Origin of the sequence: Novosphingobium sp. HII-3 (assembly GCF_002916655.1) — a bacterium.
Classification (GTDB): Bacteria; Pseudomonadota; Alphaproteobacteria; order Sphingomonadales; family Sphingomonadaceae; genus Novosphingobium; species Novosphingobium panipatense.
The window spans coordinates 1-24453 of record NZ_PPSM01000029.1; the positions used below are offsets into that span (position 1 = coordinate 1).

Below are 24453 nucleotides of genomic sequence, written 5' to 3' on the forward strand. Positions count from 1 at the left end.
CTTCAATCGGATCAAGCAGTTCCGGGGCATCGCCACCCGATATGACAAGGATGCTGCCAACTATCTCGCGGCCATCAAGCTCATATGCGTCAGGCTGTGGTGCAATGCGTAATGAGTCCACGCCCTAATCTTCCTTCGTGTTTGGTCCAGGGTGCGCTTTAGCCCCACCCTTGGGACAGCAATCTCCTCGCCCAAGGCAGTCTTCAGGGCCCCAAAATCCGAGATAAATTTGGTCTACTTGAATGAGGGCAATGCGTGCAAAACCGGACGTTCCGAGTTATGTTCAGAAACGGCAGTATTGTTCCCCAAGGCGACTTTTGGCGCTCGGCAAAACCGACCCTTAGTTGCCGTTCAGCGGCGATTTTTCGATTCCTAGGTGCAGACGGGCAGCTTTTCGTCGGCTCCCGACCATAGTTGGTCCTTCAGATTAGCAACCGCGAACATTAGCTCCTGACAGAAGCTGCCGTTGAGCCCCTCGACCCGCAGTCGCGCCGTCAACACTGCTCGGGACGGCCGCCGATGGAATGGTCACGGCTGCGACAACCGATGCAGAAACAAGCGTCTGCTCTTGTGCGTCGTGAAGCGCGGGAACCGGCGCCTTCAGACATTGCTTTCTCCGCGATCCCGAACAGGGTAGACCCCTGCCTTTCGGCGCGCCCCCCTTGGCGATCGCGTATGTAAACACGGCGGAGATACGCTGGCGAAGGCGCTTGGCCGTTTCGATAACTCCGCGATCCTCGATGGCAGTCAGCACCTCGAGTATTTTGGGCGGCGTCAACGACGTGATGGGCAACGACCCGATAGCGGGGAAGACATCTCTGTCGAGACTGTGAATTATGTCGTTGGCATGGACTCTGGCCGACCGCGATTTTGACCCTGTCGTGCCATTCCCTCGCAATCCGTTCGAACGTGTTGCGACCAGCTTCGAGGTTCGCCTTGATCTTTGATTTCTTTTCGTTTGCCGGATCCTTCCCCTCATTCAGCTAGGCGCGCATCTCATCTCTCCGCCCCCTGGCCTGAACGAGAGTGACCATCGGATAGGCTCCGAAAGCCATTGTCTTCTGCTTGCCATCATAGGCGTAGCTCCACTTCCAAAGCTTCGACCCGTTGGGTGTCACGAGGAGGTAGAGGCCGTGGCTGTCTGTCAGCTTGTAGGCTTTGTCGCGCGGCTTGGCCGCACGGATTTTTGCATCGCTCAACATCGTCATGTACGAGACCAGGTTCTCCGTGAGCCGAGACCCACGAATCGATACCATGCCTCGAGTGGAGTCCAGTGGACGCTCATGGCCACGCTGAGCCGTTAAGCTCTCGATTTCTCAGGAAAGTGTCCAGCCGGGTGGACTTCCATAACCCTCTGCGGAGGGGCGCATGGCGGAGACGCCGTCCGCCATAAAGACCCCCCCTAGGGGGCCATTTCGACCGGACCTTAACCCAAAACGAAGGTTTTCTGCGGTTAATTTGTCCATCGAAAATCATGGCAGTTGCAAACCGACGCACCAAATGGCACACCGTTGCAGGTGTCTTTGGTGGGTAGATGGTGGTTTGAATGCCTGTTGTCGCGAAGGAATTGAACCCCAAGGAATTGGATGCGCGCATCGTCGCCACTGTGGCCGAGATGGGCCAATCAGGCCAAAAGCATAGCGCCCGCATCCCTGTCGGCGGTCGCCCGCCTGGCCTGATGCTTCAGATTACGCCAGCGGGATCGGCATCATGGATTTTCCGGGCGACAATCGGGGGCAAGCGGCGCGAGTTGGGCTTGGGGCCATATAGTCCTACCGATCGCAGCCGATCCGTTTCGCTGGCGCAGGCTCGCAAGGCCGCTGCGGAGATCAGAGCGGGACGCGACCCTGTGGCCGACCGACGCGGGACCGAACAACCGACCGCGTTTAAGGAGGTGGCCGAAGCGTTTCTGTCAGCCAATCGTGACGGCTGGAAAAACGACAAGCACAAGGCGCAATGGGAATCCACGCTGTCCACATGGGTCTATCCGCGCATCGGGGACAAGCCTGTCGCGACGATCGACCGCAACGCCGTTGAAGCGCTGCTTATGCAGCCGGTGGAGAAAGCGGACGGCAAGCCCCTGTGGACGGCACGGCACGAGACGGCCACACGGGTCCGGCAACGCGTAGAAGCGGTATTTGCATACGCCATCGCCCGAAACCATCGGAGCGACAATCCAGCTAGCCGGGATGGCCTGTTGCCCATTTTGCCGAAGCTGTCCAAGGACGCCAAACGGGCCAAGCATCACGCGGCGCTACCATACGCTGAAGCGCCTGCATTCATCACCGCATTGCGTGAACGGGAAGGCACGGCGGCGCAGGCATTGCTATTTACGATCCTGACAGCGGCGCGATCGGGCGAAGTGCGAAACGCGGAATGGTGCGAAATCGACATGGAACGCGCAGCGTGGACGATCCCCGCAAGTCGGATGAAGGCAGGACGCGAACACGTGGTGCCGTTGTCTGATGCAGCGATGGCGATCTTGTCGGCCACAGTTGAGGATGAGCGCAAAGGACTAGTGTTTGCTGGTGCGAAAGCAGGCGTGCCTATGTCAGACATGACAATGGCCGCTGTCCTGAAGCGAATGGGACGAACTGATCTGACTGTGCACGGATTTCGCAGTACGTTCCGCGATTGGGCAGGCGAGACAACGAGCCATGCGCGAGAGGTCATCGAGCACGCGCTGGCGCACCGACTCGCGGACAAGGCCGAAGCGGCATATCAGCGCGGAACACTCATGCCGAAGCGTGTTCGCCTGATGGCAGATTGGGCCGGTTACTTGGACGGCCACGACGGTGCAACTGTGGTCGCAATGAAGCGGAGTGCGGCGTGACACAGCATCAGTCATTGTATCCGATTACATAAACTTCGGCGCTATCACTTAAACCGTCAATAAATTTCTCAACCTCGCCTCGTGGCAATGAAATTCTCATCTGTCCGCTGAAATTTGACGCGGTCGATCCCGCTCGCGTTGTGCAAGTGATCACAAAGCCCCGGAAATCGCGCGGTGCCTTCTCGCCCTTCTTAATGTGAATAACTTTCGGCACGCTACAAACTCCTTGACCAATGGGCCAATCTGCCATTTAATGAATCGCGTTGCAAGTCGGATGGCGCGCAGCGTCCGGGTTGGATGACCCATGCCGGTTGGCCCGGTGCAGGCGCGGATGCGCAATACTCGGAGGAAGACCGAGGGACAGGGTTGGATGACCCAACGCCGGGGAGGGTCCGGTGCGCTGTGGATGGATATCCCGCGCTTCCCAAAATCTTCGATCCGAAAGACCGCCACTATGGGCCAGTTTCTCCCAATCGACGGCGTAGCTGCGCGCTACGCAACATCAAAACACAGCATTTACCGCTGGATGCGCGATCAGCGCGACTTTCCGGTTCCCATCGTTCTGCCGTCCGGCTTGAAGCGCTGGAGTGTGGCCGATCTGGTCGCATGGGAGAGCCAAAACCGGGCCGACGCCGATTATAACGCCTGAAACGAAGCGACCCGCTCCACCGATAGCAGGACGGCGCAACGGGTCGGAATAGGACATTTCACACATGACAAATACCGCAACCGCTACGGCGGCGCAACCTGCCGTGCCCGCCGCTCTCATCCCGTTCGGCCAGTTCGTAACATGGCGCCTTATCCAGCGACCCGGCGAGCCGAAGCCCCGCAAGGTGCCGTTCGATCCGAAAACCGGCTTGCCTGCCAGCGTGAACGATCCGGGCACCTGGGCCGATCATGCAACGGCCATCGCGGCCCATGCGGCGGGCGGGTGCAATGGCATCGGCTTTGTGTTCACTGAGAGCGACCCGTTCGTTTTCGTCGATCTCGACGACTGCGCCGATCCGACCACAGGGCAGTGGAACGCTCAGGCGCAGGCGATCATGGCGGCGCTGCCGGGCGCGTGGGAAGTCTCGCAATCCGGCAAGGGGCTGCACGGCGTCGGCAGGCTGCTCGATCCGGCCCAACTGGCCCACAAGCGCCGGAAATTCAACGGTGTCGAGGTCTATCCGCACGCACGCTTCATGGCGATCGGCGGCGGCAGATGGTATGGTGAGCCGCTGCACGACTGGACCGCCGCGCTTGCCGGATGGGTGCCGGATGCCGAGAAGCTGACGGATTTCCCGGCGGTCGATTGGGCGGATGCGCCGCGCGAAGGTTACGATGGTCCGGCAGATGATGACGAACTGATCCGCCGCGCGACCACGGGCAAGACGCCGCTGGCCCGCATGGGCCTGCTGGCCCCGTTTACTGCACTGTGGACGGCAGACGGGGCGATCCTCGGCCAATATTGGCCGGATGAATCCCGCGCATTCGATCACAGTGGCGCCGATCTGGCCCTGTGCAACGCGCTCGCATGGTGGACGGGCTGCAATCCTGCGCGGATGCTGCGCCTGTTCCAGCGTTCCGCGCTATGGCGTGACGATGAGCGCAAAGCGCGGCTCGCTATCGCGAAGGCAATTGCTGATCCAAACCGTAAATATTTGAGCCGAACTCAACGCCTGAAAGAAGACGCGAGCATTGGGGATCAAGCTGCCGATCTAATTCCGACGATCCTAACGATTGATGAAGCAAAGGACGATCTGGTCTATGTCGGCCACGGGTCTGCTGTGGTTTCGCGCCGGTCCAAACGCTCGCGCAATTACACCGATGCGGTGCGCGAATACGCTGCCTCGCAGCACACCGTGGACACCGGACGCATTGACGACAACGGCAGGTCAATCACCAAAGATGTTCCCGTGTTGCCCCTGTGGCTCAAGGCACCCGACCGCATCAGCGTGGACGTAGTGACATGGGACCCATCGGCGGGCGAATTCTGTTCGCCACCAGAGAAAACCAACGCTGGCGGGCGTGCGTACAACATGTGGACTGGCCTGAATCTGTCACCCCCACCGGACAATTGGCGAGAGCGCGCCAAGCCGTTTGTAGATCACATTGCATACCTAGTGCCGGACGATGCCGATCGGTGGCGCTTTACGTGCTGGTTGGCGCACATTTTCCAGCAACCCGGAGTTTTGCCGCACACGTCTTACCTGATGGTGGCGGAAAAGCATGGCACCGGACGCGGGACGCTCTGCAGCATTCTCACGCGGGCGCTTGCGGGCCATGTGGCCGCAAATGTCACCACCGATGCTCTGTTCGGGGATTTCAACGGACGTCTCGCTGGCAAATTGCTCGCGACGGTCGATGAGGTGCGAGAAGGAATGTCGTCTGATCGGCACAACAAGGCGAACACGCTGCGATCTAAAGCGACCGAAGAATTTCGTGAAATCAACCCAAAGTACGGGATGCGCACCGTCGAGCGCAACTGCTGTCGATGGCTCTATTGCTCAAATCACCTCGACGCCCTGCCGTTCGATGATGAGGACAGGCGGCTGATCGTCATCGAAAATCCCAAAAGCGCAGCCGGTGCCGAATGGTTTGATTTCCTTCATGCCGAAATGGCTGATCCGGACTTCATTGCCAGCGTTCAACATTACCTGCTGACGTTCGACCTTGCGGGCTACAATGCCCATGAACCTGCGCCGCTGTCGCCCATGAAGCAGCGCGCATTGGCTATGATGCGGTCGGGGGCCGAACACGCCGTGCGAGAATTCGCCCGCAGGTGGCCGGGTGACTTCGCGACGCTTGCCGACCTTCGCGTTTTCATCGGGGAAGAGAACGGGTGTTCGGATGCCGCACTGCGCCAATACATCGCAAAGGCCGGAATGTCGTCCGGGAAAACGCGGATCAAGTTCGGCCCAACGCCGCAAACCGTCCTCGTCGTTCGCGGTGCGATCACGGCATCTGATCTTGATGATGGGATGAAGCCAGAAATCAAGGCTGCGATTGAGGCATCAAGGGCGTCGTTCGACGGCTGATCGGGACACTAGGGACACCAGAAACACCACTCCTAAAAAAGGCCAAATCAAAATCAGGTATAAGTGATAATCCTTTTTCTATTCCGTACTTTCCGAAAGTGGTGTTTTCGGTGTCCCTAGTGTCCCACACCCGTGAACGAATTAGTTGCAAGTTGGTGCAGGTGACTTTGACGCGCTTTCATAACCGCGTCACTATTGGATCACCTATACGGAAGGATTAATTATGACGATTTCAGTGAACCATACTGCACACGGCACGCAGATTTCGGACGGGGACCGCATCCAGTTCTTTGCGCCGAATGGTATTGTGGATCATCCCGCCATGAAGGCGTCGCTGGCACCTCTGGTGGCGGCCCTCGCTGGAACAGCCGAAACGATGGCCGAGCGGAGCGCCGAACTTACCGCTACCGGGCGGGTTGCCCTGGCCCGGACGATGTTGTCGCCCACCGCCCCCACGCACTTTCAAGCGGCAGTTCGCGCCGTCCCTGCCGCCCTTGCCGCTGTTGACCGTGAGGACGCCGACATGAGGCCGAAACGGCCCGCATTGTCCGACGCCCGAGCCGTCGAGCATCGCGGCAACGCGCTGCGCATGAAGCTGCCTGATGTGATCCGCATCGCCAGCGAAGATCACGAATTTCGCAGGGCTGTTGCGGAAGGCTCGCCAGCAATGAGCGGTCTGCCTGCCGACATCCATGCGCGCCTTCAGGCCGACGATGCGCGGGACGCACTGGCAACGGCGTGGGCGAGCCAGCACGCGAAGGCGTCACCATCGGCGGACGATCCCGTGCCCGCCAGTGTCGACATGGCCCCGGCATACGCTTGGGCGGACGCATTCAATGCACGGGTGACCGCCGAACGTCAGGCGATCGCCAGCGTCTCCCCGTTCCTCGCGTCAGTCGTGACCGTAGTTGCCGCTATGACCGACACGACGCGAGACGACGCATTCGCTTTTCTGACGGGCGCAAACCCGTGAGCGGATTGCGCGCACTTCCCCGGCAGGTTCGTCTGCCGGGGTTCGACACGATCAACGCCGACCATCTTCGCATCGCTTTAGGCGTGAGCCGTTCGGTGCTGCATAGATGGCGCAAAGATCATGGTTTTCCAAAGGGATACAGGTGCGGAAACGCCGTTGTGTCCCTGGAAGCAGAAGTCGCGCAATGGCTGCGTGCGCATGGCGTCGAGGTGGTGGAATGAGTGAAAATAACGGAAATCTAACGGCTCGTGGCCCGGACGGGCGTTTCGGCACCGGCAACAGCTTTGGCGGGCGCAAGGTCGGAGCGAAGGGCAAGTTCAACGCGTCTGCGCTGGAGAGCCTGGGCGATCTGGTCGGACCATCGTTCGCGGTGTTGAAGGACAAGCTGGCAGCGGGCGATCTGAAGGCGGCGCTGTTCGTCCTCACCCGGTTCCTTCCCGATACTAGGGTCATCGACATGCCGTCATCCGAACCGTCCGCGTGGGCCGACGCGATGGCTGCGGGCGAGATCACAGTCACCGAAGCGGGCAAGGCGGCTCAGGCCCTGAAAGTGATCGCGGATACCCAAGAGGTGAAAGAACTGCGCCATCGGCTCGATGAACTTGAAGCGTTGATTTCGGCGGCGCGCGAGGCTCGCAAATGAGCCGGGTGAGCATCGGGCGAAGGCTCGAACGGCTTTTTGAACATTGGCGTCCGGGCGACTCGTTGGCTGGCCGGGTCGCGCGTCTGTCGGATGATGACCGCGAGCGGTACGCGGCGTTCCAGCGAAACAACGCCCGATCCCTCGCCAGCGTGAGCGACGATCCGGGCGAAGCGTTTGGCGCATGGCTCGACGGTAAAGTGGCGCTCGATGAACTGCCGCTGCGAATTAGCGATGCGATCATGCCGGAGAGCGTGGCCGTCCGCGCAGCCATCGCTGCCGGTGATTTCTATGACGCATGGAACCGAATGGCCCGTCCGGATCGCGCCTGATTTCGGCCCGAAGAAGCACGACGCTTAATTTTTCCAGCGGAGAAAATGAAATGTCATCTCAAATCGCATTCCTCGTCAACGATCGGCGCGAAACGCTCGTGATCGATTGGCAAGCTAACACGATCCGGCTCGTTGCCTTCACGACTTACATGGCTGAAACCCCCGACATCATGCTCCACCCGATTCGTGGACTGCTCCACGTCGCACACCGTTGCCGATACGTCCGTGACGCGGAGTTCGGTATCATCGGCAAGGGTACGCAAGCTGTCCTGACGATCAACGCGACCACGGTGTTGCTCATGGCGCAAGGCGGGCTGAGCGAAGATGATCTGCGCCGGTTCCTACCGGAGCACGACGCAGCACAGTCGTGGGCCGACCTGACGGCTGGTGCGATGCGCTGGGCCGCTGCATAACGTTGCAAATGGGGATGGTGGGCAGATGGTGATACGCCCACCAACAGGGCGACCCGATCCATGAGAAAATCTAAAGATTTCAGATGGTTAGGGTCGCCCGACCCAAGGACCGCTGGCGGAGACGCCGGGATTCGAACCCGGGGTGCCCCCTTAAGAGCACGACGGTTTAGCAAACCGCTGGTTTCAGCCACTCACCCACGTCTCCGGATGCGGCTCAGGTCGCTGCCTATAACGAGGGGGTTTGGTGCCGACAAGAGGGGATTATGAAAAGAATGACGATTTGCGAGAAAGCCTATTTTCCCGCTAATCAAATCCGTCCGCCTCAAACGGGAGTCGGGTTGTCGCCCGTTCATTGTCAGGTCAGGCGCGGTGGATTCTTTTCAGATGACACTAGTGTTGACCGTGCATGGAGCGCGGGGGAACGGGAAGCGCCGGTTTGGCGTGAAGAAGGCAGGGTACCAACGCCATGAAGGTTTATTCGATGCACAATCGCCAGCCCGCCGCGCTGCGGCGGGGCCGCCATGCTGTACTGGGGTTCATGGCCGCCCTGGCGACGGCGGTGGCGCCACTGGCCTCCGCCTCGGCTCAGGTCACGACCGTGGATCCTGACGCCGCAATTGATGCAGACCTGAACCAGGGCGGGACTTATTCACCCGTTCCTTCCGCCACTAGCGCTCCCGGCAACGGCATGCCGGTCGACGCGCCGCCTCCTGCGACGGACTGGAATGGCGGTCAGACCGGTTATTCCACTCCTGCGCCCGCGCCCGCGGCGCCCGCCCCCATTCCCCCGGCTGTGACCGCCCAGAACGCGAGCGGCACGTACCGAGAGGACGACCTCATCGGCGCGGCTGAAGGCGTTTTCGGCAAGGGCGCGCAGGGACTGGCTGAAATCATCAAGGATCTGCTCGCGAAGCAGGGCGAGCCTAACGCCTACATCGTGGGCCGGGAAGCGGGCGGGGCGATTGCCATCGGCGTGCGTTACGGATCGGGTACGCTCCATCACAAGGTCGAGGGCGAGCGCCCGGTGTACTGGACCGGCCCCTCCATCGGTTTCGACGCCGGCGCCAATGCCGGCAACGCCTTCGTACTCGTCTACAATCTCTACGACAGTCAGGAGCTCTTTCATCGCTTCGGCGCTGGCGAGGGGCAGGCCTACCTCGTCGGCGGTTTCACCGTGAGCTATCTCCGCCGCGGGAACACGGTGCTCATCCCGGTGCGCGCCGGTGCCGGGCTTCGCCTTGGCGCCAACATCGGCTACATGAAGTTTTCCGAAAAGCAGCGCTGGCTTCCCTTCTGACGCACGAATGTTGCTGGGTAGCGCAGCCGCCCAACTCGGCGGTTGCGCTGCGGAGCTCGGGCGGGTAAGGGCCGCCCGCCATGCTCAATGACCTCAAGCAACAACCCGCCGATGCGCTTCTTGCGCTCATCAAGCTCCACAACAGCGACCCTCGCGCCGACAAGATCGATCTCGGCGTAGGCGTGTACCGCACCGGAGACGGGGAGACCCCTGTCTTCGCCGCCATCAAGGCGGCGGAGAAAAAGCTGGCGGAGGAGCAGGAATCCAAGGCTTACCTCGGCCCCGAAGGCGACATGGGCTTCGTCGAAAGGCTCATGCCGTACGTCTTTGGCAAGGCAAACCCGACCATGGACGGGCGCATCGAAGGGATGCAGACGCCGGGCGGCACCGGTTCGCTGCGCCTGGCTCTCGCCATGGTGAAGCGCGCCGGCTACAAGCGGGTAATCGTGGGCAAGCCCAGCTGGCCCAATCACAACCAGATCTGCGCCGATCTTGGCCTTGGCGTGCTGGAATTCAATCACGCCACCCCGGACGGCACGACCGATATGGACGCGCTTCGCGGCGCCATTGCTTCGGCAGAGGAAGGCGACGCGATCCTTCTGCACGGTTGCTGCCATAATCCTACCGGTATCGACTACTCGAACGCCGAGTGGGACGAGATCGCCGGCCTGCTGGCCTCTTCGAAGATCCTTCCTGTCCTCGACCTGGCCTACCAGGGCCTCGGTCACGGTATGGAGGAAGACGCCTACGGCCTGCGCCGCGTGCTTGCCGCGGTGCCCGAAGCACTGATCTGCTATTCGTGCGACAAGAACTTCGGTCTCTATCGCGACCGCGTCGGCGCTCTTTACGCCATGGTGGCCGATCCGGCCGATCTGGCTCGTGTCATGTCGAACGGCCACGCCCTTGCACGCGCCAACTGGTCGCAGCCGCCAGACCATGGTGCGGCCGCCGTCCGTCTCGTCCTTGAGGACGAAGCGCTGACAACGCAATGGCTGGCCGAACTGGACCAGATGCGGGACCGTATGCGCGAAGTTCGGGCCACGCTGGCATCCGCCGGCAAGACGGGCGGCGTGGACCTTACCCCCATCGGCATCCAGAATGGCCTGTTCTCCATCGTCCCCTTCACCGCGGAGCAGGTGCAGGAGATGCGGGCGAAGCATGGCATCTATTTTGCCGGCTCGGGACGGATCAATGTCGCAGGTCTCACCACCGGCAACATCCAGAAGTTCATCGCCGCCGTCGCTGACGTGACGGCCTGACCTGAAAAGGATCAGGCGGCTCCGGCCCGGGAACCGCCTGATCTTCTTGCTTCAAGCCCCGTTGAATGCGGAGCGATGCGTAACACTCAGCCGCGCAGGGACTGCATACGCTGCAGGTAGCGGGCCAGCACGTCGATCTCCAGATTCACGCCGTCACCTGCCTGCATCGCGCCAATGGTGGTCACTTCAGCGGTGTGGGGAATGATGTTGAGGCTGAAATGGCAGGTGCCGTCGGTTTCGTCATTGACTTCATTCACCGTCAGCGAGACGCCATCGACCGTGATCGACCCCTTGGGAGCCAGATAAGGCGCCAGTTCCCGCGGAGCCGCAATCACGAAGCGTCGAGAATCGCCCACCGGCTCGACCTGCACGATCCGGCCGACCCCGTCGACATGGCCGGTCACGATATGGCCGCCGAGTTCATCGCCCAGTTTCAATGCCGGCTCGAGGTTGAGGGAGCGGCCCTCTTCCCACCGCCCTGGTACGGTGCGCGCGACCGACTCTGCCGATATGTCTACCGCGAACCAGGCGTCTCCGGCCGCCCCGCCTTTGTCGACGACGGTAAGGCAGACGCCCGAGCACGCGATGGAGGCACCCATGGCGATCCCTTCAGGATCGAAGGGGCAACTGATTACGGCGCGCAGATCCCCGCTCTGGCGGGCCTCACGGACAGTGCCGACTGCAGTGACGATTCCGGTGAACATGACCTAGCCTTCGTGAAGTTTGCGCGCCTCGTAGACCTCCAGCGTGTCCCTGCCAAGCTGTCGGCGTTCGGTCATGTGCCAGACGCCGTGGGCCTGCGCCAAGACGGACAGGCCGAAATCCCCCAGCGCAGGCCGACCGCCGAGCAGAATAGGCGCCCGGTAGATGAGCAGCCGATCCACCAGCCCCGCCTTGAGAAAGGCCGTCGCCGCTCGCGCGCCGCCTTCGACGAAGAGATGGTGGACGCCTTGCATGGTGGTAATCGCTTCGGGCGAAGACAGAGCCCGCCACCCACCGGGAACGCCGCCCCCCGTCAGCACCCAGCGCTCGGGACTCCGGCTTTCCAGCCCCGGAAGCCGGACATCGAGCCGGGGCGAATCGGCTCGAAGAGTGCCTCCCCCCACGAGAATGGCATCGTGCCGGGCCCGCATCGCATGGGTGTGGGCCCGCGCTTCCGCCCCGGTGATCCACTGGCTTTCACCGCTCGCCAGCGCGATGCAGCCGTCGAGTGAAAGGGCAAGCTTGAGAGTGACCTCGGGCCGCCCCAGCCGGCTGGATAGGAGGTAACCCGACAGGCTGCGCGCGCAGGCGTCGGACGGCAGATAGTGGGCGCTCAGGCCAGCGGCCCGGATGCGGGCCAAGCCCGCCCCCGCCGTTCGCGGGTCGGGATCCATGACTCCGATCACCACGCGTTCCAGGCCTGCGGCACTGACGATGTCGGCGCAGGCGGGACCACGCAACGATCGGTGCGCGCAGGGTTCCAGCGTGACGTAGAGAGTCGCGCCCCGCGCGGCATCTCCCGCCGCCGCAAGAGCGACCGCTTCGGCGTGAGGTCGTCCGCCTGGTTGAGTCCAGCCGCGCGCCACGACGCAGCCCTCCTTCACGACGATTGCACCCACGCCCGGGTTCGGCCGGCTAAGCGGTCGGGCGCGCCCGGCCAGAGCGGCCGCCGCGTCAAGCCAACGCGCATCCTCGCTCACTGCAGGGCGGGGTCCGTCGCCAGTTGAGGGTTGGCGATCCCGGAGCGGCGCAGCGTTTCCTCCGCCTGCTCCCGCTCCGCCTTTGCCTCGGCCGCTTCCTCGGCGTCCGCCTCGCGGGCGATCTTCTCAACGTCCATCCCGGACAGGCGCCCGATGGTCTTGTAGAGTTCCCGCACTTCCTTGTCGCGGCGGGCAAGTTCACGCGCGTTCGATTCCTTCGCCTTCTGGTTGGCGACGTTCTCCGCCACGATCTGCTCGTCTGTGCGGTGTTCATCGAGGACGGAGATCCACGTCACCTTCGGCGGCGGGTGCGGTGCGGAGCCTTCCTGCGTGAACATCAGGTAGAAAACGGCGAACGTACATGCCCCGGACACGGCGGCGATGCGCCACCGGTTGTGCCCGGCCTGTCTCCAGACTTCCTTGAAGTCCGCGACCATGCCGGTCGGGTTCACGTGTTTCCAGTATCCGGAGCGCTTCAGCATGAACGCTATCTAGGCGCTAAACCCGCCGAGCGCTAGCCGAACGGCACGTATAACGAACGGCCATGCGCCGTCAGCCATCGGTTCGCCTCCGGCACCGAGCCTTCGAAGATGGTCTGCAGGACACGATGGAAAGCCGGAGAGTGATCGAAATGGACGAGGTGAGCCACCTCGTGCGCGACGACGGAGCGGCGCACAAGGTCGGGAGCCATGACGAGTCGCCAGTTTATCCGGATGGTCCCCTGGTGCGAACATGAACCCCACCGCCGCTGCGCCCCGGACAGCGCGAGGGGTGGACAAGGCTCCCCTGCCCGTTCGCAATAGTCCGCCAGATCGGTGGCGAACAGCTCCCGCGCTTCGTCCTGCAGCCAGCGCAGAACCCTTGGCTGCATCGAACTCTCCATCCCTCCAAGGCGCAACTCGCCCGTACATCGCATCGGCTTTCGCGGCGCGGAGGGATCATGAACAAGCACCAGCGGCTCGCCCCTGAAAAGGACGGTTCCGCCCTGCGTGAGCGGTTGCCGCTGCGGCAGCGCGGCAAGCTGGCTTGCCAGCCAGTCCTGCCGGCTGCGCGCAAATGCAAGGGCATCGGCGCTGCGGGCCCAGCGAGGAATGGAAACGCGTACCTCGCTGCCATCCGGCGCGAGCCGCATGGTCATGCGGCGAGCGCGATCCAGGTGCCTGATGACGATCGGAATCCTCCGGCCGGAGATCTCCACGACGGCCTGCTCACGCGGGTCCCGCCGAAGCCAGTCGAGCATCGCCTCAGCCCTTCGGCGCCGAAGGCGGGACGTCCCACGGCTCGGAAGTGTCCTCGTCGGACCATTCCTCATCCTCGTCGCCGTAAGGCCAGACGATATGCTGCTCAAGCGGGCCTGCAACGGTTTCCGAGATGACCTTCCCGGCGACGGACATGCCCGCGCGGTGCACTTCCTCCCGGTCACCGCAGACGAGGTAATGCCATTCCGGCAGCGGCTCCCCCTCGGCCCGCAATCGATACGCGCAGCTTTGCGGGAGCCAGGCATACCGGCCCGCGCTTTCCGGGGTAAGCTTCAGGCAATCGGGCACGAAACTGCGCCTGTTCGCATAATCGCTGCACTGCGCCGTTTTCAGGTTGAGGAGCTTGCAGGCGACGTTCGTGTGATAGATCTCCCCCGTGTCCTCGTCCTCCACCTTGTGGAGGCAGCACTGACCGCAGCCGTCGCACAGCGCTTCCCACTCAGCGCGGCTGAGTTGGTCCAGCGGGCGTTCCCAGAAGGGCTTTCCGGTCACTTCACCCATTTGGCAAGCTCGGCCTCGACCGCCTCGGGCTTCTGGTCGATGGGCAGCATGGCGACGGGATTGCCGTCAGGATCCATCAGGTACGCGATGCGGCTGTGATCCATCAGGTAGCCGCCGGCCGTTTCCTCCCCCTTGCGGTAGTAGGCGGCGAACGCCTTGGCCGCCTTGTCGACCTGCTCCTGAGTGCCGGTGAGCCCCAGAAGGCGAGGGCCGAAAGCGGCCGTCCACGCCCCCACCACCTCGGGCGTGTCGCGGGCGGGATCGATGGTGATGAAGATCGGCTGCACCGTCTCGGCCTGCCCCGGATGGCTCTTCTCGAAGCGGCCGAAGCCCCGCATGAGGGACTGCACGTCCATGGGACAGGCGTCAGGGCAGAAGGTGTAACCGAAATAGACGATGCGCCAGCGGCCCTTGAACTGGTCCCAGGTGACCGGCTTTCCATCCTTGTCGACAAGCGAGAACGGCCCCCCGATGGCAGCCCCCTCCAAAGGCGGGCTCTCGGCGGTCGGCTGTTGCTGGCAGGCACTCAGGGACAGGCTCGCGACAAGCGCAAGCGCCAGCGGGGCGATGCAACGTAGACGGTAGGTCATGGCGTGCGCGTTCATGACCTGCTAGACGATTCCATGCAAGGCGCGGATGGCGGCCCCGCGCGAAAGAGCTGTAATTGGAAGGACGTGCAAGGTGTTCAAGATCTCGTTCCGGCGTTTTCCGGTGTCCGGCCTCGCGGCTATCGTGCGGCAGGTCCTGAAAATCGCCGTTCCGGCTGTTGCAGTGGGCCTGCTGTTCGCCGCTCCGGCCCGCGCCGATTTCTCGGACGGGTACAAGTTCCTTGAAGCCGTGAAGAAGAAGGAAGGCGAAAAGGTCGAGGAGGCGCTGATGAAGTCGGCGCAGATCGTCAACGCCAAGGACGTCACCACAGGCGAAGGCGCCCTGCACATTGTCACCGCCCGCCGTGACCTGACCTGGCTGAACTTCCTGATTGCCAAGGGCGCCAACGTGAATGTCGCCGACGACCGTGGGCGCACACCGCTTGAACTGGCCGTCAACCTCGGCTGGCGGGAAGGCGCGCAACTCCTGCTCGACCGGAAGGCCATGCCTGACACCTCGAATGACGCCGGGGAGACCCCCCTCATCTTCGCCGTTCACCGCAAGGACCTGCAGTTGACCAAGGCCCTGCTGGAAGCGGGCGCCAACCCCGATCGTTCCGACAACTCCGGACGCAGCGCTCGTGACTACGCCCGGCTGGAAGGCGGCGGCGCCAGCCTCATCTCCGTGATCAACACTTACGCGAAGAAGACGGGATCGAAGAACGCAAAGCCCATTTACGGCCCCACGATCTGAGGATTGCGACGATGACCCAAGAGGCACAATCGCTCGACGCGCTACGCCTGCAGCTCGCTCCCCTTGTTGCCGACGCGGCCGTATTCGACGGCTGGAGCGGGGAAGCGGTGAAAGCTGCTGCGGAGGCGGCGGGCGTCGACCCTGCCCTGGCTACCTATGCCTTTCGCGACGGTGCGATGGCCATGATCTCGGCCTGGATCGACCACGTGGACATGACGATGGCGGCATCGGTCGCAGGGGGCGCGTTGTCGAACCTGCCGATCCGCGAGCGGATCCGCCGCCTCGTCTGGGCGCGCCTCGAAGCGGTGGCCGGGCGGGAGGAGGCGCTGCTGCGTGCCCTCGCAATCATGGCCATGCCTCAGAACATTGCGGCGTCGACGCGGCTGGGATGGCGAAGTGCGGATGCCATGTGGCGCCTGGCGGGCGACAGGGCGACCGACTACAACCACTACACGAAGCGGGCCATTCTCGCCGGTATCTACGCCGCGACGCTGCACAGCTTCGCCCGGGACTCCTCGGAAGACAAGGCCGAAACCCGAGCCTTCCTCGATCGCCGCATAGAAGGGATCATGCGCTTCGAGAAAGCGAAGGCCCAGTTCCTGCGCAAGCCGGAAGACCGCTTTAGCGTCACGCGGCTGCTTGGACGGATGCGCTACCCCGCCCGCTGAGGCGGCGCGGGCGGAAAGGTGACGAAACTCCTATTGCGATCAAGTTGCAATTAACCCTGTTATCTGGCACCGGGCCAGCATGACTCTCGATATGCTTCCCATTGGTCAGCCAGCCCGGATCATCTCCGTCGACTGGCCCGCGCTCGTTCAGGAAGAAGCACGGCGCCTCCGAGCTTTGGGCCTGGAGGAAGGCGCAAGGATTTCGGTGTCTCATCGCGGCATTCTGGGCGGGCGCGATCCCATTGCGCTGGCAATCGGCCGCATGACAGTAGCCGTCCGTAGGGTGCATGCGGCAGCAATCAGGGTTGAACAGCTATGAGCCGGCAACGCAAGGTCGCCCTCGTCGGCAATCCTAACGCGGGCAAGAGCGCCCTGTTCAACGCACTTACGGGTGCCCGCCAGAAGATCGCCAATTACCCGGGCGTGACCGTGGAACGCAAGTCGGGCCGCTTCGTCCTGCCGACAGGCGAACCGGTGGAGCTCACCGACCTTCCCGGCGCTTACGGGCTGGACCCCACCAGCCCCGACGAGGAAGTGACGGCGAAAGTCATCGCCGGCAAATTCACCGGCGAGCCGGCACCGGACATACTCGTCATCGTGCTCGACGCGTCCAACCTTGAGCAGCATCTCGTCTTCGCTCAGGAACTGCTTGCGCTTGGAAAGCCGACCGTGATTGCCCTCAACATGGTCGATCTGGCGGAGCGTGACGGCCTTGTTCTCGACGCGGCTGTGCTGGCGCAGGAACTGGGCGTGCCGGTCATCTCAACGGTCGCCGTGCGCCGAAGAGGCCTCGACGAACTTGGCGAGGCCATCGCCTCCGCAGCCCAGCGGCAGCCCGGCCCTGCGCTGACGCAGCTCGGCCCCATCGAACGCCGTGTCGCCGCGCATGCCATGGCGGATGCCGCCATTCTCTCGGAAACGAGCCGCCATCGCCTTCACACGAAGCTCGACCGGTTCCTCCTGCACCCCTGGATCGGGCCGCTGGTCCTGCTCGCGATTCTCTTTGTGGTGTTTCAGGCCGTCTTCGCGTGGGCGACGCCGTTCGCCGATGGCCTTGAAGCGATTGTCGGCGCCCTTCACGATGGGGTGCAGGCGGCGCTACCCGAAAGCCTCCTGCGCGACCTCGTCACCGAGGGCGTGATCGCCGGCGTCGGATCGGTTCTCGTCTTCCTGCCTCAGATCGTCATCCTGTTCGCGTTCATTCTCGCTATGGAGGCGTCGGGCTACATGGCGCGCGCGGCCTTCCTGATGGACCGCATGATGGCCAGCGTCGGGCTTTCCGGCCGAAGCTTCATTCCGCTCCTGTCGAGCTTTGCCTGCGCGATCCCGGGCATCATGGCGACGCGGTCGATCACCGATCCCCGCGACCGCCTGACCACCATCCTCATCGCTCCGCTGATGACCTGCTCGGCGCGCCTGCCCGTCTACACCGTGATCATCGCGGCCTTCATACCCAACAGCTCTGTAGGCGGCATGATCGGCCTTCAGGGGCTCGTGCTGTTCGGCCTCTATGTGGCCGGTGTTCTGGGCGCGATGATTGTAGGACTGGTGCTGCGCCGCTCCTTGACCAAGGGCGCGGCCTCAGGCTTCATCATGGAGCTTCCCAAGTACCAGCTTCCCCGCCTCAAGGATCTGGCCATAGGCCTCTGGCAACGCGCCTGGATCTTCCTGCGGCGCGCAGGAACGATCATCTTCATGGTCACCGTCGTGCTGTGGGTCATGCTCAACTTCCCGAAGGCCGCCGAGGGCGAGAGCCAGGTCGATGCGTCAATCGCGGGCAAGGTGGCGAACGGCCTTGCCGTCGTCGTCGCGCCCATCGGCTTCAACCGCGACATGGCCCTGGCGCTTGTGCCCGCCATGGCCGCGCGCGAGGTCGCCGTCTCCTCCCTCGCGACCACCTATGCCGTGGACGCCGGCGATGACGAGGAGGAGCAGGCGCTGGAATTGGGCGACCAGTTGAAGCAGCGCTGGACGCTGCCGATGGCTCTGGCATTCCTCGCCTGGTTCGTATTCGCTCCGCAGTGCCTGTCCACGATCGCCGTCACGCGGCGCGAGACCAACGGATGGAAGTGGCCGATCTTCATGCTCGCCTATCTTTTCGCCCTCGCGTACATTGCCGCTGGCGCAACCTACTGGGTAGCCGTCGCCGCAGGGCTTTAAGCTCTTGGGGAAATCCGGGGGGATGTGCTGGCCCTCCGCCATCGGCTTGCGCTACTTCCATCGCCAAATCTGAAACGAAAGCGATTCCCAATGGCAGGCAGCGTCAACAAGGTCATTCTCGTCGGCAATCTGGGAGCCGATCCTGAGGTCAAGTCGTTCCAGAACGGCGGCCGGATCGCCAACCTGCGCATTGCCACCTCCGAAAGCTGGAAGGATCGTGCCACCGGCGAACGCAAGGAACGGACGGAGTGGCACTCGGTGGTGCTTCAGTCGGACGGCCTCGTCGGCGTGGCCGAGCGGTTTCTGCGCAAGGGGTCGAAAGTGTACATCGAAGGCCAACTGCGCACCCGCAAGTGGCAGGACCAGAACGGCAATGACCGCTACACGACCGAAATCTCGGTGGGTGGTGTCGGTGGTGTGCTGACGATGCTCGACGGCGCCCCCGGCGGCGGTGGCGCAGGCGGCGGCCAGCGCGGTGGCGGCTGGAACGAGGGCGGCTCTTCGGGGGGCTTCGGCGGTGGTCAGCGCTCGGGCGGCGGATCGCGCGGGGGTGACGACTGGGGCGGCTCCGGCAGCAGCAGCGGTGGCAGCGAGTGGGGCCGGACCGGCGGCTCCTCGGGCGGTTTCGGCGACGACCTGGACGACGACATCCCGTTCTGAGCCCAGCCCTGGGCAAAAACGGTACGATGCACGAAAGGCGCCGAGCGATCGGCGCCTTTTTTCGTGTCCGCCTCAAGGGACAATCGATCAGCGCCACAGCTGATGGCTGGAGGGTGGTTACTACTTTTTGACACTTCGCCGACAGTATGCAGGCTCTGGCTCCTCATGCCAGCCTTTCTGGTCTGTCAGCTTCTTGAGTCCGCTGCATGAATCTTGAAGAAAAAGAGCCATATTCCGACACGTCTGCTTTCGTGCGCTTCAATCCTTTCCTGAAAATTGCCCGCAGTTCAGACGCGATCCTTCTGGCTCAGTTCGAGAATCTGCGCACGCAGATCCCACTCATGTACGTACTGATGGTGATCAATGTGGGGTTCCTGGGCCTTGCCACCTATGGCGACGTTCCCGACACTCACAGCGTCGGGGGGGCCTCTGCGCTCTGCCTTCTCATCGTAATTCGTGCGGTGATCTGGCGATCTCGTTCAAAGTTCGTGAACGACATCGCGAAGATCAAACGGTATCTCTATGGCACACTGGCGGCATCTGTGTTGCTCAGCGCTGCCTTCGGCGGCTGGGGGTACCTGCTTTTCAGCGAAGCGGACCCGGCTCGCAGCACGGCCATCGCGCTGTTCGTCTTCGTCGGAGCGATCAGCTGCTGCTATTGCCTTCAGGCCCTGCCCTTCGCCGGATGGTGCGTTCTTATTTTCGGCGCAAGTCCCGTCACTCTGCGACTTTTGCTCTCCCCGGATTGGTACTCGGTCGAAGCCGGGTTGACGTTCCTGGTGGCCGCCGGTGTCATTCTGCGGTCTTTGTTCACCAGCAACAAGGCCTTCGAGGATCTCCTCTATTCGCGGATGGAGATGAGCGGTCTCGTCACGGCTCTGGAGCAGAGTCAGGAACACTATCGCTGCTCCGTGGAACTGGATCCCCAGATCCCCTGGATCAGCGACCCCGAGGGTTCAGTGACGGAGCTGAGCCCGCGTTGGGAGGATACGACGGGGCTCAGCCGCGACAGCAGTCTGGGCTGGGGATGGGCGAAGGCTGCACACCCCGACGACCTTCCCCGTGTTCTGGCGATGTGGACTCTTGCTCTGGAGACGGACGGCCACGAGGCGGACATCCGTTACCGTCTGCGCCTGCACGATGGCAGCTTTCGCTGGTTCCGCGCACGCGCGTACCCCCGGCGGAACGCAAACGGCAACATTCTCGCATGGTACGGGAATCTTGAAGACATCCACGATCAGGTCATGGCGGAACAGGCGCTGCAGGAGAGCGAGGAACGCTATCGTCTCGCCTCCCTGGCTTCCAACGATATCATCTGGGACTTCTCGTCAGACCACAACCGTATCCAGTGGAGCAGCGCCGCAGCCACGATACTCGGCTATCCTGAGACGATGGAGGGCACAACGCGCGACTGGTGGATGGGGCGCATCCACCCGGCGGACCGGCCGGAGGTCTCACAGCGCTTCAAGGACGTCATTGCCCGCGGTCAGACGCAATGGGTGCAGGAATTCCGCGCCCGTACGGCCACGGGTGACTACCTGAACATGGTGTCGCACGGGTACATACTGCGAGATGAAAATGGCACGCCCAAACGCATCATCGGTTCGCTCCAGGACGTCACCAGACAAAGGGAGTACGAGGCAAGGTTGCAGTGGGCCGCACACCATGATGCGCTCACCGGGCTGCCGAACCGCACGCTGTTCAACGAGCATCTGGAAGCAGTTTTCCGAGAAGGCCGTTCGACCGGCAGCTGCACCCTGTTGATGGTCCTCGATGTCGACCGCTTCAAGGCCGTCAACGATGATCTTGGCCATGATGCCGGTGATGCGCTGCTCCAGGAAGTGGCCGCCCGGCTTCGGAGCGCCGTCCCTGCAAGTGCCAGCGTTGCGCGCCTTGGCGGCGACGAGTTCGCCGTCATCTGGCGCGATCTGGACGTGGAAAAGCTCGCGGCGGACACGGCAGCCGCCCTCCTCGCCAGCATTTCCGGCGCAGCCGAATTCGACGGTCACCAGATCGACGTGATCCTCAGCGCCGGCGTGGCTGTTGCCTTCTCGGATGGACAGAACGCGGAGGAACTTCACAAGTGCGCCGATCTTGCGTTGTATGCGGCCAAGCGCGATGGCGCCGGGCAGGCCTGCCGCTTCCGTGACGAACTCCGACAGTTGGCTGCGCGTGAAACCGGGATGCTGTGGGATGCACGAACGGCTCTGCAGTCGAACCGTATCGTGCCTTTCTACCAGCCGAAGGTGTGCTTGCGGACGGGGGAGTGCGTCGGTTTCGAGGCGCTCCTTCGCTGGCACCACCAAGAAGGCCTGCGGCTGCCGTCCGAGATCAACGCAGCGCTGGAGGATTACGGTCTCTCGGTGCAGCTTACCAATCGGATGCTTGACTGTGTAATCAGCGACCTAGCATTCTGGCTGGACAGCGGAGTCGATGTCCGCCGGATAGCCATCAACGGCGCGGCGGGAGATTTCCGGCGGGGTGATTTCGCCGACCGCATCCTGCAACGTCTGGAGTCGGCCGGCCTGCCCGCAACGGTCCTGCAGCTGGAGGTGACGGAATCGGTGCTGGTGAGCCAGCATGTGAAGAACGTCGACAACACCCTGCGAACGCTCGCGCGGGCGGGTGTGACCATCGCGCTGGATGATTTCGGAACCGGCTACGCTTCGCTCACTCACCTTAAGCAGTTCCCCGTCCACACCCTCAAGATAGATCGCTCGTTCATCCGGCGACTGGACGCGGAGCGATCTGAGGACGATGTGATCGTCTCCGCCGTGCTGGACCTGGCCCGCAACCTGGGCATCAGCACGGTTGCGGAAGGCATAGAGACCCCGGCTCAGGCCGCTTACCTCGCCAGGAAAGGCTGCGATGTGGGCCAGGGTTACCTGTTCGGTCGCCCGATGCCTGCGGCACGGGTCGGGGAGCTGATCGAGGTCTGGAACGCTGCCGCTGCCCGGTCGCTGATCGGATCAGCGGCAGCCTGAGGTTCCGCAGGGCTGACACCGACGCGCGGTCGCCGTTGCTCTCAGGTCGTCGCGATCATGCCGCTTGCACGCTGCGCGCCGTAACCCGTTTCAGCTTTCGATGCTGATGGAAGAGCGGGAGAGCCAGATGAAAGATACTTGGCCGTCCGGGTGGATCAGAGCGTTGCCCGAACAGCACAGTGGCTCATGATCGCACACAGCATGTTGCCAATAATTCGCAATAGCGCTAGCGGCGCTCATATTGAGATCTCGTCGCAAAAGGGGTGTTTATGATTTCCGCTCGTTCGATCGCGCTTTGCGGCGCTGCAGTGTTCGCTGTGATGGCGGCTACCGCCCACGCGCAGGAACCGGCTGCCGATACGCCTGACGCGATGGCCAGCGGAGATGAAATCATCGTCACCGGTGCCATTTCCGGCACGAAGACCGAGACCCCCCTGATCCAGGTTCCTCAGCCGATTACGGTCATCACCTCGGAACAGTACCTCTCGCAGGGCGCGATCAACATCAGTGATACTGTGAAGTACGCCGCCGGCGTGCTCGCCAACGCCTATGGCCGCGACACCCGCGTCGACGGCTTCCGCGTACGCGGCATCAACGCGCTGCAGTTCCGCGACGGCATGCGCGATATCTTCTCCTATTACGCCAGCATCACGTCCGACCCCTACAATTTCGAGCGCGTCGAGATCGTGCGTGGTCCTGCTTCGGTGCTGTTCGGCCAGGGTTCGATCGGCGGTCTCGTCAATCTCGTGTCAAAGACGCCGGACTTCCGCACCGGCGGCGAATTCAATCTCGTCTACGGCAGCTACGACCGCAAGGAGGCCATGGGGGACGTCAACGTCGCGCTGACCGACACTCTGGCGGTGCGGGCGGTGGGCCGCGCGCGCGACGCCGACACTTACGTCGATCACGTTCCCGACGATCGCGTGATGTTCGCGCCGTCGCTCCGCTGGCAGCCGACCCCTGACACGAACATCGTGCTGACCGGGCTCTACCAGGAGGACGATACCGGTTCGACCTCGCAGTTCCTGCCGATCGTCGGGACGTTCCTCCCCAATCCGGCCAATCCGGACGCCCGGCTCGATCCCTACACCTTCGTCGGCAAGGCCGGCTGGGATCGCTATGCGGGCCGCTCCCTGCAAGGCGGCGGTGCCATCACGCATGACTTCTCGGATACCGTCCGTGTAAGCCTCAAGGCCCGCTACATCGACAGCGACCTTGAATACAGGACGCACTACGCCGACAGCTACTCAAACCCGACCAATCCCTTCGGACCTGACGGCCGCACCATCCCGCTTATCGCCGACGCAAGCGACGCGCGGATGAACGTCTTTTCGACCGACAACAACGTGCAGTTCAAGTTCAACACCGGCGCCAACATCGAGCACACCCTGCTCGCCGGCATCGACTACAGCTGGAACAAGGTAGGCAAGCGGTACCGCTCCGGAGTAGACACGGTCGACCTCTACGACATCGACTACGATGCGCTGCCGACCTATGAGCCGACCGGTCCGTTCATCAGCGAGAGCCAGAAGCAGCTGGGATTCTATGTGCAGGACCAGATCCGCGCCTTCGATCGCGTCTCTGTCGTCCTGGGCGCGCGCCGTGACCGCGTGACATCCTCGTCCGGCGCCAAGGACAACGCCACCACGTTCCGCGCGGGCATCATCGGTGAACTGGGCGCAGGCTTCGCGCCGTTCTTCAGCTACACCGAAAGCTTCCTGCCACAGGCCGGCTCGATCCAGAACACCGACGGCAGCATAGGCGATCCTTACAGACCGCTCACCGGCACCCAGTACGAAGCCGGCGTCAAGTGGCAGCCGCAACCGGAGACGCTCGTCACCGTCACCGCGTTCAAGATCAAGGAACAGAACCGCGTGCTCTATCTGGCCGGCAACGCGACCACCCAATCCGGCGTGCTGAACACCAAGGGCATCGAGGTCGAGGCAAGCCACACGCTGCCGGGTAACTTCCAGCTGCTGCTCAACTACGGCTACAACAAGCTGAAGTCGGAAACCGACACCAATCTCGACTACATGCCGCGCCATGTCGCCTCGGCGTGGACGACGAAGACCTTCGCCGTGCCGGGCGACGCCCAACTGCGCCTTGGCGCGGGTGTCACCTACAACGGCAAGAGCCGGTCGACCAGTGCGATCTGGTCCATCGTCACGCCTTCGCGCACGAACGTCGATGCCCTGGCCGAGGTGACCTGGGAGAACTGGCGCTTCTCGGTCAACGCGACGAACTTGCTCAATGAGATCCAGTATGCGTCCTGCCTGGCGCGCGGCGACTGCTTCGTGGCGGCTCCGCGCAACGTGATGGGTTCGATCGGCTACCGCTTCTGATCCTTCCCGGTGCGCTGCTGCTCCCCCTCGGCAGCGCACCGGGAGCAACGCAGGGGCGCTCATTGTCGATCATTCCACGGCGAACGGGG

The 24453-nt window shown here is 62.9% G+C and carries 25 protein-coding genes, 1 tRNA gene and 1 pseudogene; 18 read left to right on the forward strand and 9 right to left on the reverse strand.

From position 1 onward, the window contains the following. Positions 1-112: pseudogene (locus C2R25_RS12035) on the forward strand (IS5/IS1182 family transposase); the annotation flags it as partial. A gap of 871 nt (positions 113-983) precedes the next feature. On the opposite strand, the gene C2R25_RS20970 reads toward C2R25_RS12035, so the two are convergent. Next, positions 984-1199, reverse strand: coding sequence for an Arm DNA-binding domain-containing protein (locus C2R25_RS20970; RefSeq protein WP_233203940.1), 216 nt, complete (start codon positions 1197-1199; stop codon positions 984-986). 347 nt (positions 1200-1546) lie between these two features. Here C2R25_RS20970 and C2R25_RS12045 point away from each other — a divergent pair, with 347 nt between their 5' ends. Continuing rightward, on the forward strand, positions 1547-2833 hold the full coding sequence (locus tag C2R25_RS12045; protein ID WP_199183821.1) for a site-specific integrase: 1287 nt from the start codon (positions 1547-1549) through the stop codon (positions 2831-2833). A gap of 7 nt (positions 2834-2840) precedes the next feature. On the opposite strand, the gene C2R25_RS20435 is transcribed toward C2R25_RS12045, so the two are convergent. Then, complete coding sequence (locus C2R25_RS20435) at positions 2841-3047, reverse strand: hypothetical protein (RefSeq protein WP_158250654.1); 207 nt, start codon at positions 3045-3047, stop codon at positions 2841-2843. A gap of 90 nt (positions 3048-3137) precedes the next feature. Here C2R25_RS20435 and C2R25_RS20220 point away from each other — a divergent pair, with 90 nt between their 5' ends. From C2R25_RS20220 to C2R25_RS12080, 7 genes are all read left to right on the forward strand, one after another. Continuing rightward, positions 3138-3482, forward strand: a complete 345-nt coding sequence (locus C2R25_RS20220; protein ID WP_146049655.1) for an AlpA family transcriptional regulator — start codon at positions 3138-3140, stop codon at positions 3480-3482. Positions 3483-3585: 103 nt separating this feature from the next. Continuing rightward, positions 3586-5853 carry a DUF5906 domain-containing protein gene (locus tag C2R25_RS12055; RefSeq protein ID WP_146049656.1) on the forward strand — a complete coding sequence of 756 codons (2268 nt, stop codon included), beginning with the start codon at positions 3586-3588 and terminating at the stop codon, positions 5851-5853. A 235-nt stretch (positions 5854-6088) separates the two neighbouring features. Further along, positions 6089-6826, forward strand: coding sequence for a hypothetical protein (locus C2R25_RS20440; protein WP_233203941.1), 738 nt, complete (start codon positions 6089-6091; stop codon positions 6824-6826). Next, positions 6823-7047 (forward strand): AlpA family transcriptional regulator, encoded by a 225-nt coding sequence (locus C2R25_RS20445; protein WP_103729444.1) that lies wholly within the window; start codon positions 6823-6825, stop codon positions 7045-7047. Before C2R25_RS20440 ends, C2R25_RS20445 begins: the two co-directional genes overlap by 4 nt. Next, positions 7044-7469, forward strand: a complete 426-nt coding sequence (locus tag C2R25_RS12070; RefSeq protein WP_103729445.1) for a hypothetical protein — start codon at positions 7044-7046, stop codon at positions 7467-7469. The genes C2R25_RS20445 and C2R25_RS12070 overlap by 4 nt, the downstream gene beginning before the upstream one ends. After that, entirely contained in the window at positions 7466-7798 is a 333-nt protein-coding gene (locus C2R25_RS12075; protein WP_103729446.1) for a hypothetical protein, read from the forward strand. The genes C2R25_RS12070 and C2R25_RS12075 overlap by 4 nt, the downstream gene beginning before the upstream one ends. Before the next feature lie 50 nt (positions 7799-7848). Continuing rightward, positions 7849-8211: a hypothetical protein gene (locus C2R25_RS12080; protein WP_103729447.1), complete on the forward strand. Its 363-nt coding sequence runs from the start codon at positions 7849-7851 to the stop codon at positions 8209-8211. A 113-nt stretch (positions 8212-8324) separates the two neighbouring features. On the opposite strand, the gene C2R25_RS12085 is transcribed toward C2R25_RS12080, so the two are convergent. Further along, positions 8325-8416 (reverse strand) — tRNA-Ser (locus C2R25_RS12085). Between the two features lie 261 nt (positions 8417-8677). Here C2R25_RS12085 and C2R25_RS12090 point away from each other — a divergent pair. Both C2R25_RS12090 and C2R25_RS12095 read left to right on the forward strand, forming a co-directional pair. Beyond that, complete coding sequence (locus tag C2R25_RS12090; RefSeq protein WP_103729448.1) at positions 8678-9508, forward strand: DUF1134 domain-containing protein; 831 nt, start codon at positions 8678-8680, stop codon at positions 9506-9508. Positions 9509-9588: 80 nt separating this feature from the next. Further along, positions 9589-10767, forward strand: coding sequence for an aromatic amino acid transaminase (locus C2R25_RS12095; protein ID WP_103729449.1), 1179 nt, complete (start codon positions 9589-9591; stop codon positions 10765-10767). Positions 10768-10853: 86 nt separating this feature from the next. On the opposite strand, the gene C2R25_RS12100 is transcribed toward C2R25_RS12095, so the two are convergent. The 6 genes from C2R25_RS12100 to C2R25_RS12125 are packed head-to-tail and all read right to left on the reverse strand — an operon-like array spanning position 10854 to position 14799. Then, a complete protein-coding gene (locus tag C2R25_RS12100; protein WP_103729450.1) occupies positions 10854-11471 on the reverse strand; it encodes a riboflavin synthase in 618 nt (205 codons plus the stop codon). 3 nt (positions 11472-11474) lie between these two features. After that, positions 11475-12449: a bifunctional diaminohydroxyphosphoribosylaminopyrimidine deaminase/5-amino-6-(5-phosphoribosylamino)uracil reductase RibD gene (ribD, locus tag C2R25_RS12105; RefSeq protein WP_103729451.1), complete on the reverse strand. Its 975-nt coding sequence runs from the start codon at positions 12447-12449 to the stop codon at positions 11475-11477. Next, positions 12446-12931, reverse strand: a complete 486-nt coding sequence (locus C2R25_RS12110) for a hypothetical protein (protein WP_233203942.1) — start codon at positions 12929-12931, stop codon at positions 12446-12448. The genes ribD and C2R25_RS12110 overlap by 4 nt, the downstream gene beginning before the upstream one ends. A 32-nt stretch (positions 12932-12963) precedes the next feature. Next, entirely contained in the window at positions 12964-13689 is a 726-nt protein-coding gene (locus C2R25_RS12115; protein ID WP_103729452.1) for a M48 family metallopeptidase, read from the reverse strand. Between the two features lie 4 nt (positions 13690-13693). Next, positions 13694-14209, reverse strand: coding sequence for a YcgN family cysteine cluster protein (locus C2R25_RS12120; RefSeq protein ID WP_103729453.1), 516 nt, complete (start codon positions 14207-14209; stop codon positions 13694-13696). After that, positions 14197-14799, reverse strand: a complete 603-nt coding sequence (locus C2R25_RS12125; RefSeq protein WP_233203943.1) for an SCO family protein — start codon at positions 14797-14799, stop codon at positions 14197-14199. Before C2R25_RS12125 ends, C2R25_RS12120 begins: the two co-directional genes overlap by 13 nt. 91 nt (positions 14800-14890) lie before the next feature. On the opposite strand from C2R25_RS12125, the gene C2R25_RS12130 reads away from it, so the two are divergent. The 7 genes from C2R25_RS12130 to C2R25_RS12160 all read left to right on the forward strand — a co-directional run bounded on the left by C2R25_RS12130 (position 14891) and on the right by C2R25_RS12160 (position 24364). Continuing rightward, the gene (locus tag C2R25_RS12130) at positions 14891-15550 is read left to right on the forward strand and encodes an ankyrin repeat domain-containing protein (protein WP_233203944.1); all 660 of its coding nucleotides are present in this window, start codon (positions 14891-14893) and stop codon (positions 15548-15550) included. Between the two features lie 11 nt (positions 15551-15561). Continuing rightward, on the forward strand, positions 15562-16218 hold the full coding sequence (locus C2R25_RS12135) for a COQ9 family protein (protein WP_103729456.1): 657 nt from the start codon (positions 15562-15564) through the stop codon (positions 16216-16218). Positions 16219-16297: 79 nt separating this feature from the next. Continuing rightward, on the forward strand, positions 16298-16537 hold the full coding sequence (locus C2R25_RS12140; RefSeq protein ID WP_103729457.1) for a FeoA family protein: 240 nt from the start codon (positions 16298-16300) through the stop codon (positions 16535-16537). Beyond that, a complete protein-coding gene (locus tag C2R25_RS12145; RefSeq protein ID WP_103729458.1) occupies positions 16534-18378 on the forward strand; it encodes a ferrous iron transporter B in 1845 nt (614 codons plus the stop codon). The genes C2R25_RS12140 and C2R25_RS12145 overlap by 4 nt, the downstream gene beginning before the upstream one ends. A 90-nt stretch (positions 18379-18468) precedes the next feature. Continuing rightward, positions 18469-19038 carry a single-stranded DNA-binding protein gene (ssb, locus tag C2R25_RS12150; protein WP_103729459.1) on the forward strand — a complete coding sequence of 190 codons (570 nt, stop codon included), beginning with the start codon at positions 18469-18471 and terminating at the stop codon, positions 19036-19038. Between the two features lie 251 nt (positions 19039-19289). Beyond that, positions 19290-22022: a bifunctional diguanylate cyclase/phosphodiesterase gene (locus C2R25_RS12155; RefSeq protein WP_158250656.1), complete on the forward strand. Its 2733-nt coding sequence runs from the start codon at positions 19290-19292 to the stop codon at positions 22020-22022. Positions 22023-22291: 269 nt separating this feature from the next. After that, a complete protein-coding gene (locus C2R25_RS12160) occupies positions 22292-24364 on the forward strand; it encodes a TonB-dependent siderophore receptor (RefSeq protein ID WP_103729461.1) in 2073 nt (690 codons plus the stop codon). Positions 24365-24453 lie beyond the last annotated feature (89 nt).

Coding starts and splice junctions, on each gene's coding strand:
- C2R25_RS12045 (WP_199183821.1), top strand. CDS start 1,547: ATGCCTGTTGTCGCGAAGGAATTGAACCCCAAGGAATTGGATGCGCGC.
- C2R25_RS20220 (WP_146049655.1), top strand. CDS start 3,138: ATGCCGGTTGGCCCGGTGCAGGCGCGGATGCGCAATACTCGGAGGAAG.
- C2R25_RS12070 (WP_103729445.1), top strand. CDS start 7,044: ATGAGTGAAAATAACGGAAATCTAACGGCTCGTGGCCCGGACGGGCGT.
- C2R25_RS12075 (WP_103729446.1), top strand. CDS start 7,466: ATGAGCCGGGTGAGCATCGGGCGAAGGCTCGAACGGCTTTTTGAACAT.
- C2R25_RS12080 (WP_103729447.1), top strand. CDS start 7,849: ATGTCATCTCAAATCGCATTCCTCGTCAACGATCGGCGCGAAACGCTC.
- C2R25_RS12090 (WP_103729448.1), top strand. CDS start 8,678: ATGAAGGTTTATTCGATGCACAATCGCCAGCCCGCCGCGCTGCGGCGG.
- C2R25_RS12095 (WP_103729449.1), top strand. CDS start 9,589: ATGCTCAATGACCTCAAGCAACAACCCGCCGATGCGCTTCTTGCGCTC.
- C2R25_RS12100 (WP_103729450.1), bottom strand. CDS start 11,471: ATGTTCACCGGAATCGTCACTGCAGTCGGCACTGTCCGTGAGGCCCGC.
- C2R25_RS12110 (WP_233203942.1), bottom strand. CDS start 12,931: ATGCTGAAGCGCTCCGGATACTGGAAACACGTGAACCCGACCGGCATG.
- C2R25_RS12115 (WP_103729452.1), bottom strand. CDS start 13,689: ATGCTCGACTGGCTTCGGCGGGACCCGCGTGAGCAGGCCGTCGTGGAG.
- C2R25_RS12120 (WP_103729453.1), bottom strand. CDS start 14,209: ATGGGTGAAGTGACCGGAAAGCCCTTCTGGGAACGCCCGCTGGACCAA.
- C2R25_RS12125 (WP_233203943.1), bottom strand. CDS start 14,799: ATGACCTACCGTCTACGTTGCATCGCCCCGCTGGCGCTTGCGCTTGTC.
- C2R25_RS12135 (WP_103729456.1), top strand. CDS start 15,562: ATGACCCAAGAGGCACAATCGCTCGACGCGCTACGCCTGCAGCTCGCT.
- C2R25_RS12140 (WP_103729457.1), top strand. CDS start 16,298: ATGACTCTCGATATGCTTCCCATTGGTCAGCCAGCCCGGATCATCTCC.
- C2R25_RS12145 (WP_103729458.1), top strand. CDS start 16,534: ATGAGCCGGCAACGCAAGGTCGCCCTCGTCGGCAATCCTAACGCGGGC.
- ssb (WP_103729459.1), top strand. CDS start 18,469: ATGGCAGGCAGCGTCAACAAGGTCATTCTCGTCGGCAATCTGGGAGCC.
- C2R25_RS12160 (WP_103729461.1), top strand. CDS start 22,292: ATGATTTCCGCTCGTTCGATCGCGCTTTGCGGCGCTGCAGTGTTCGCT.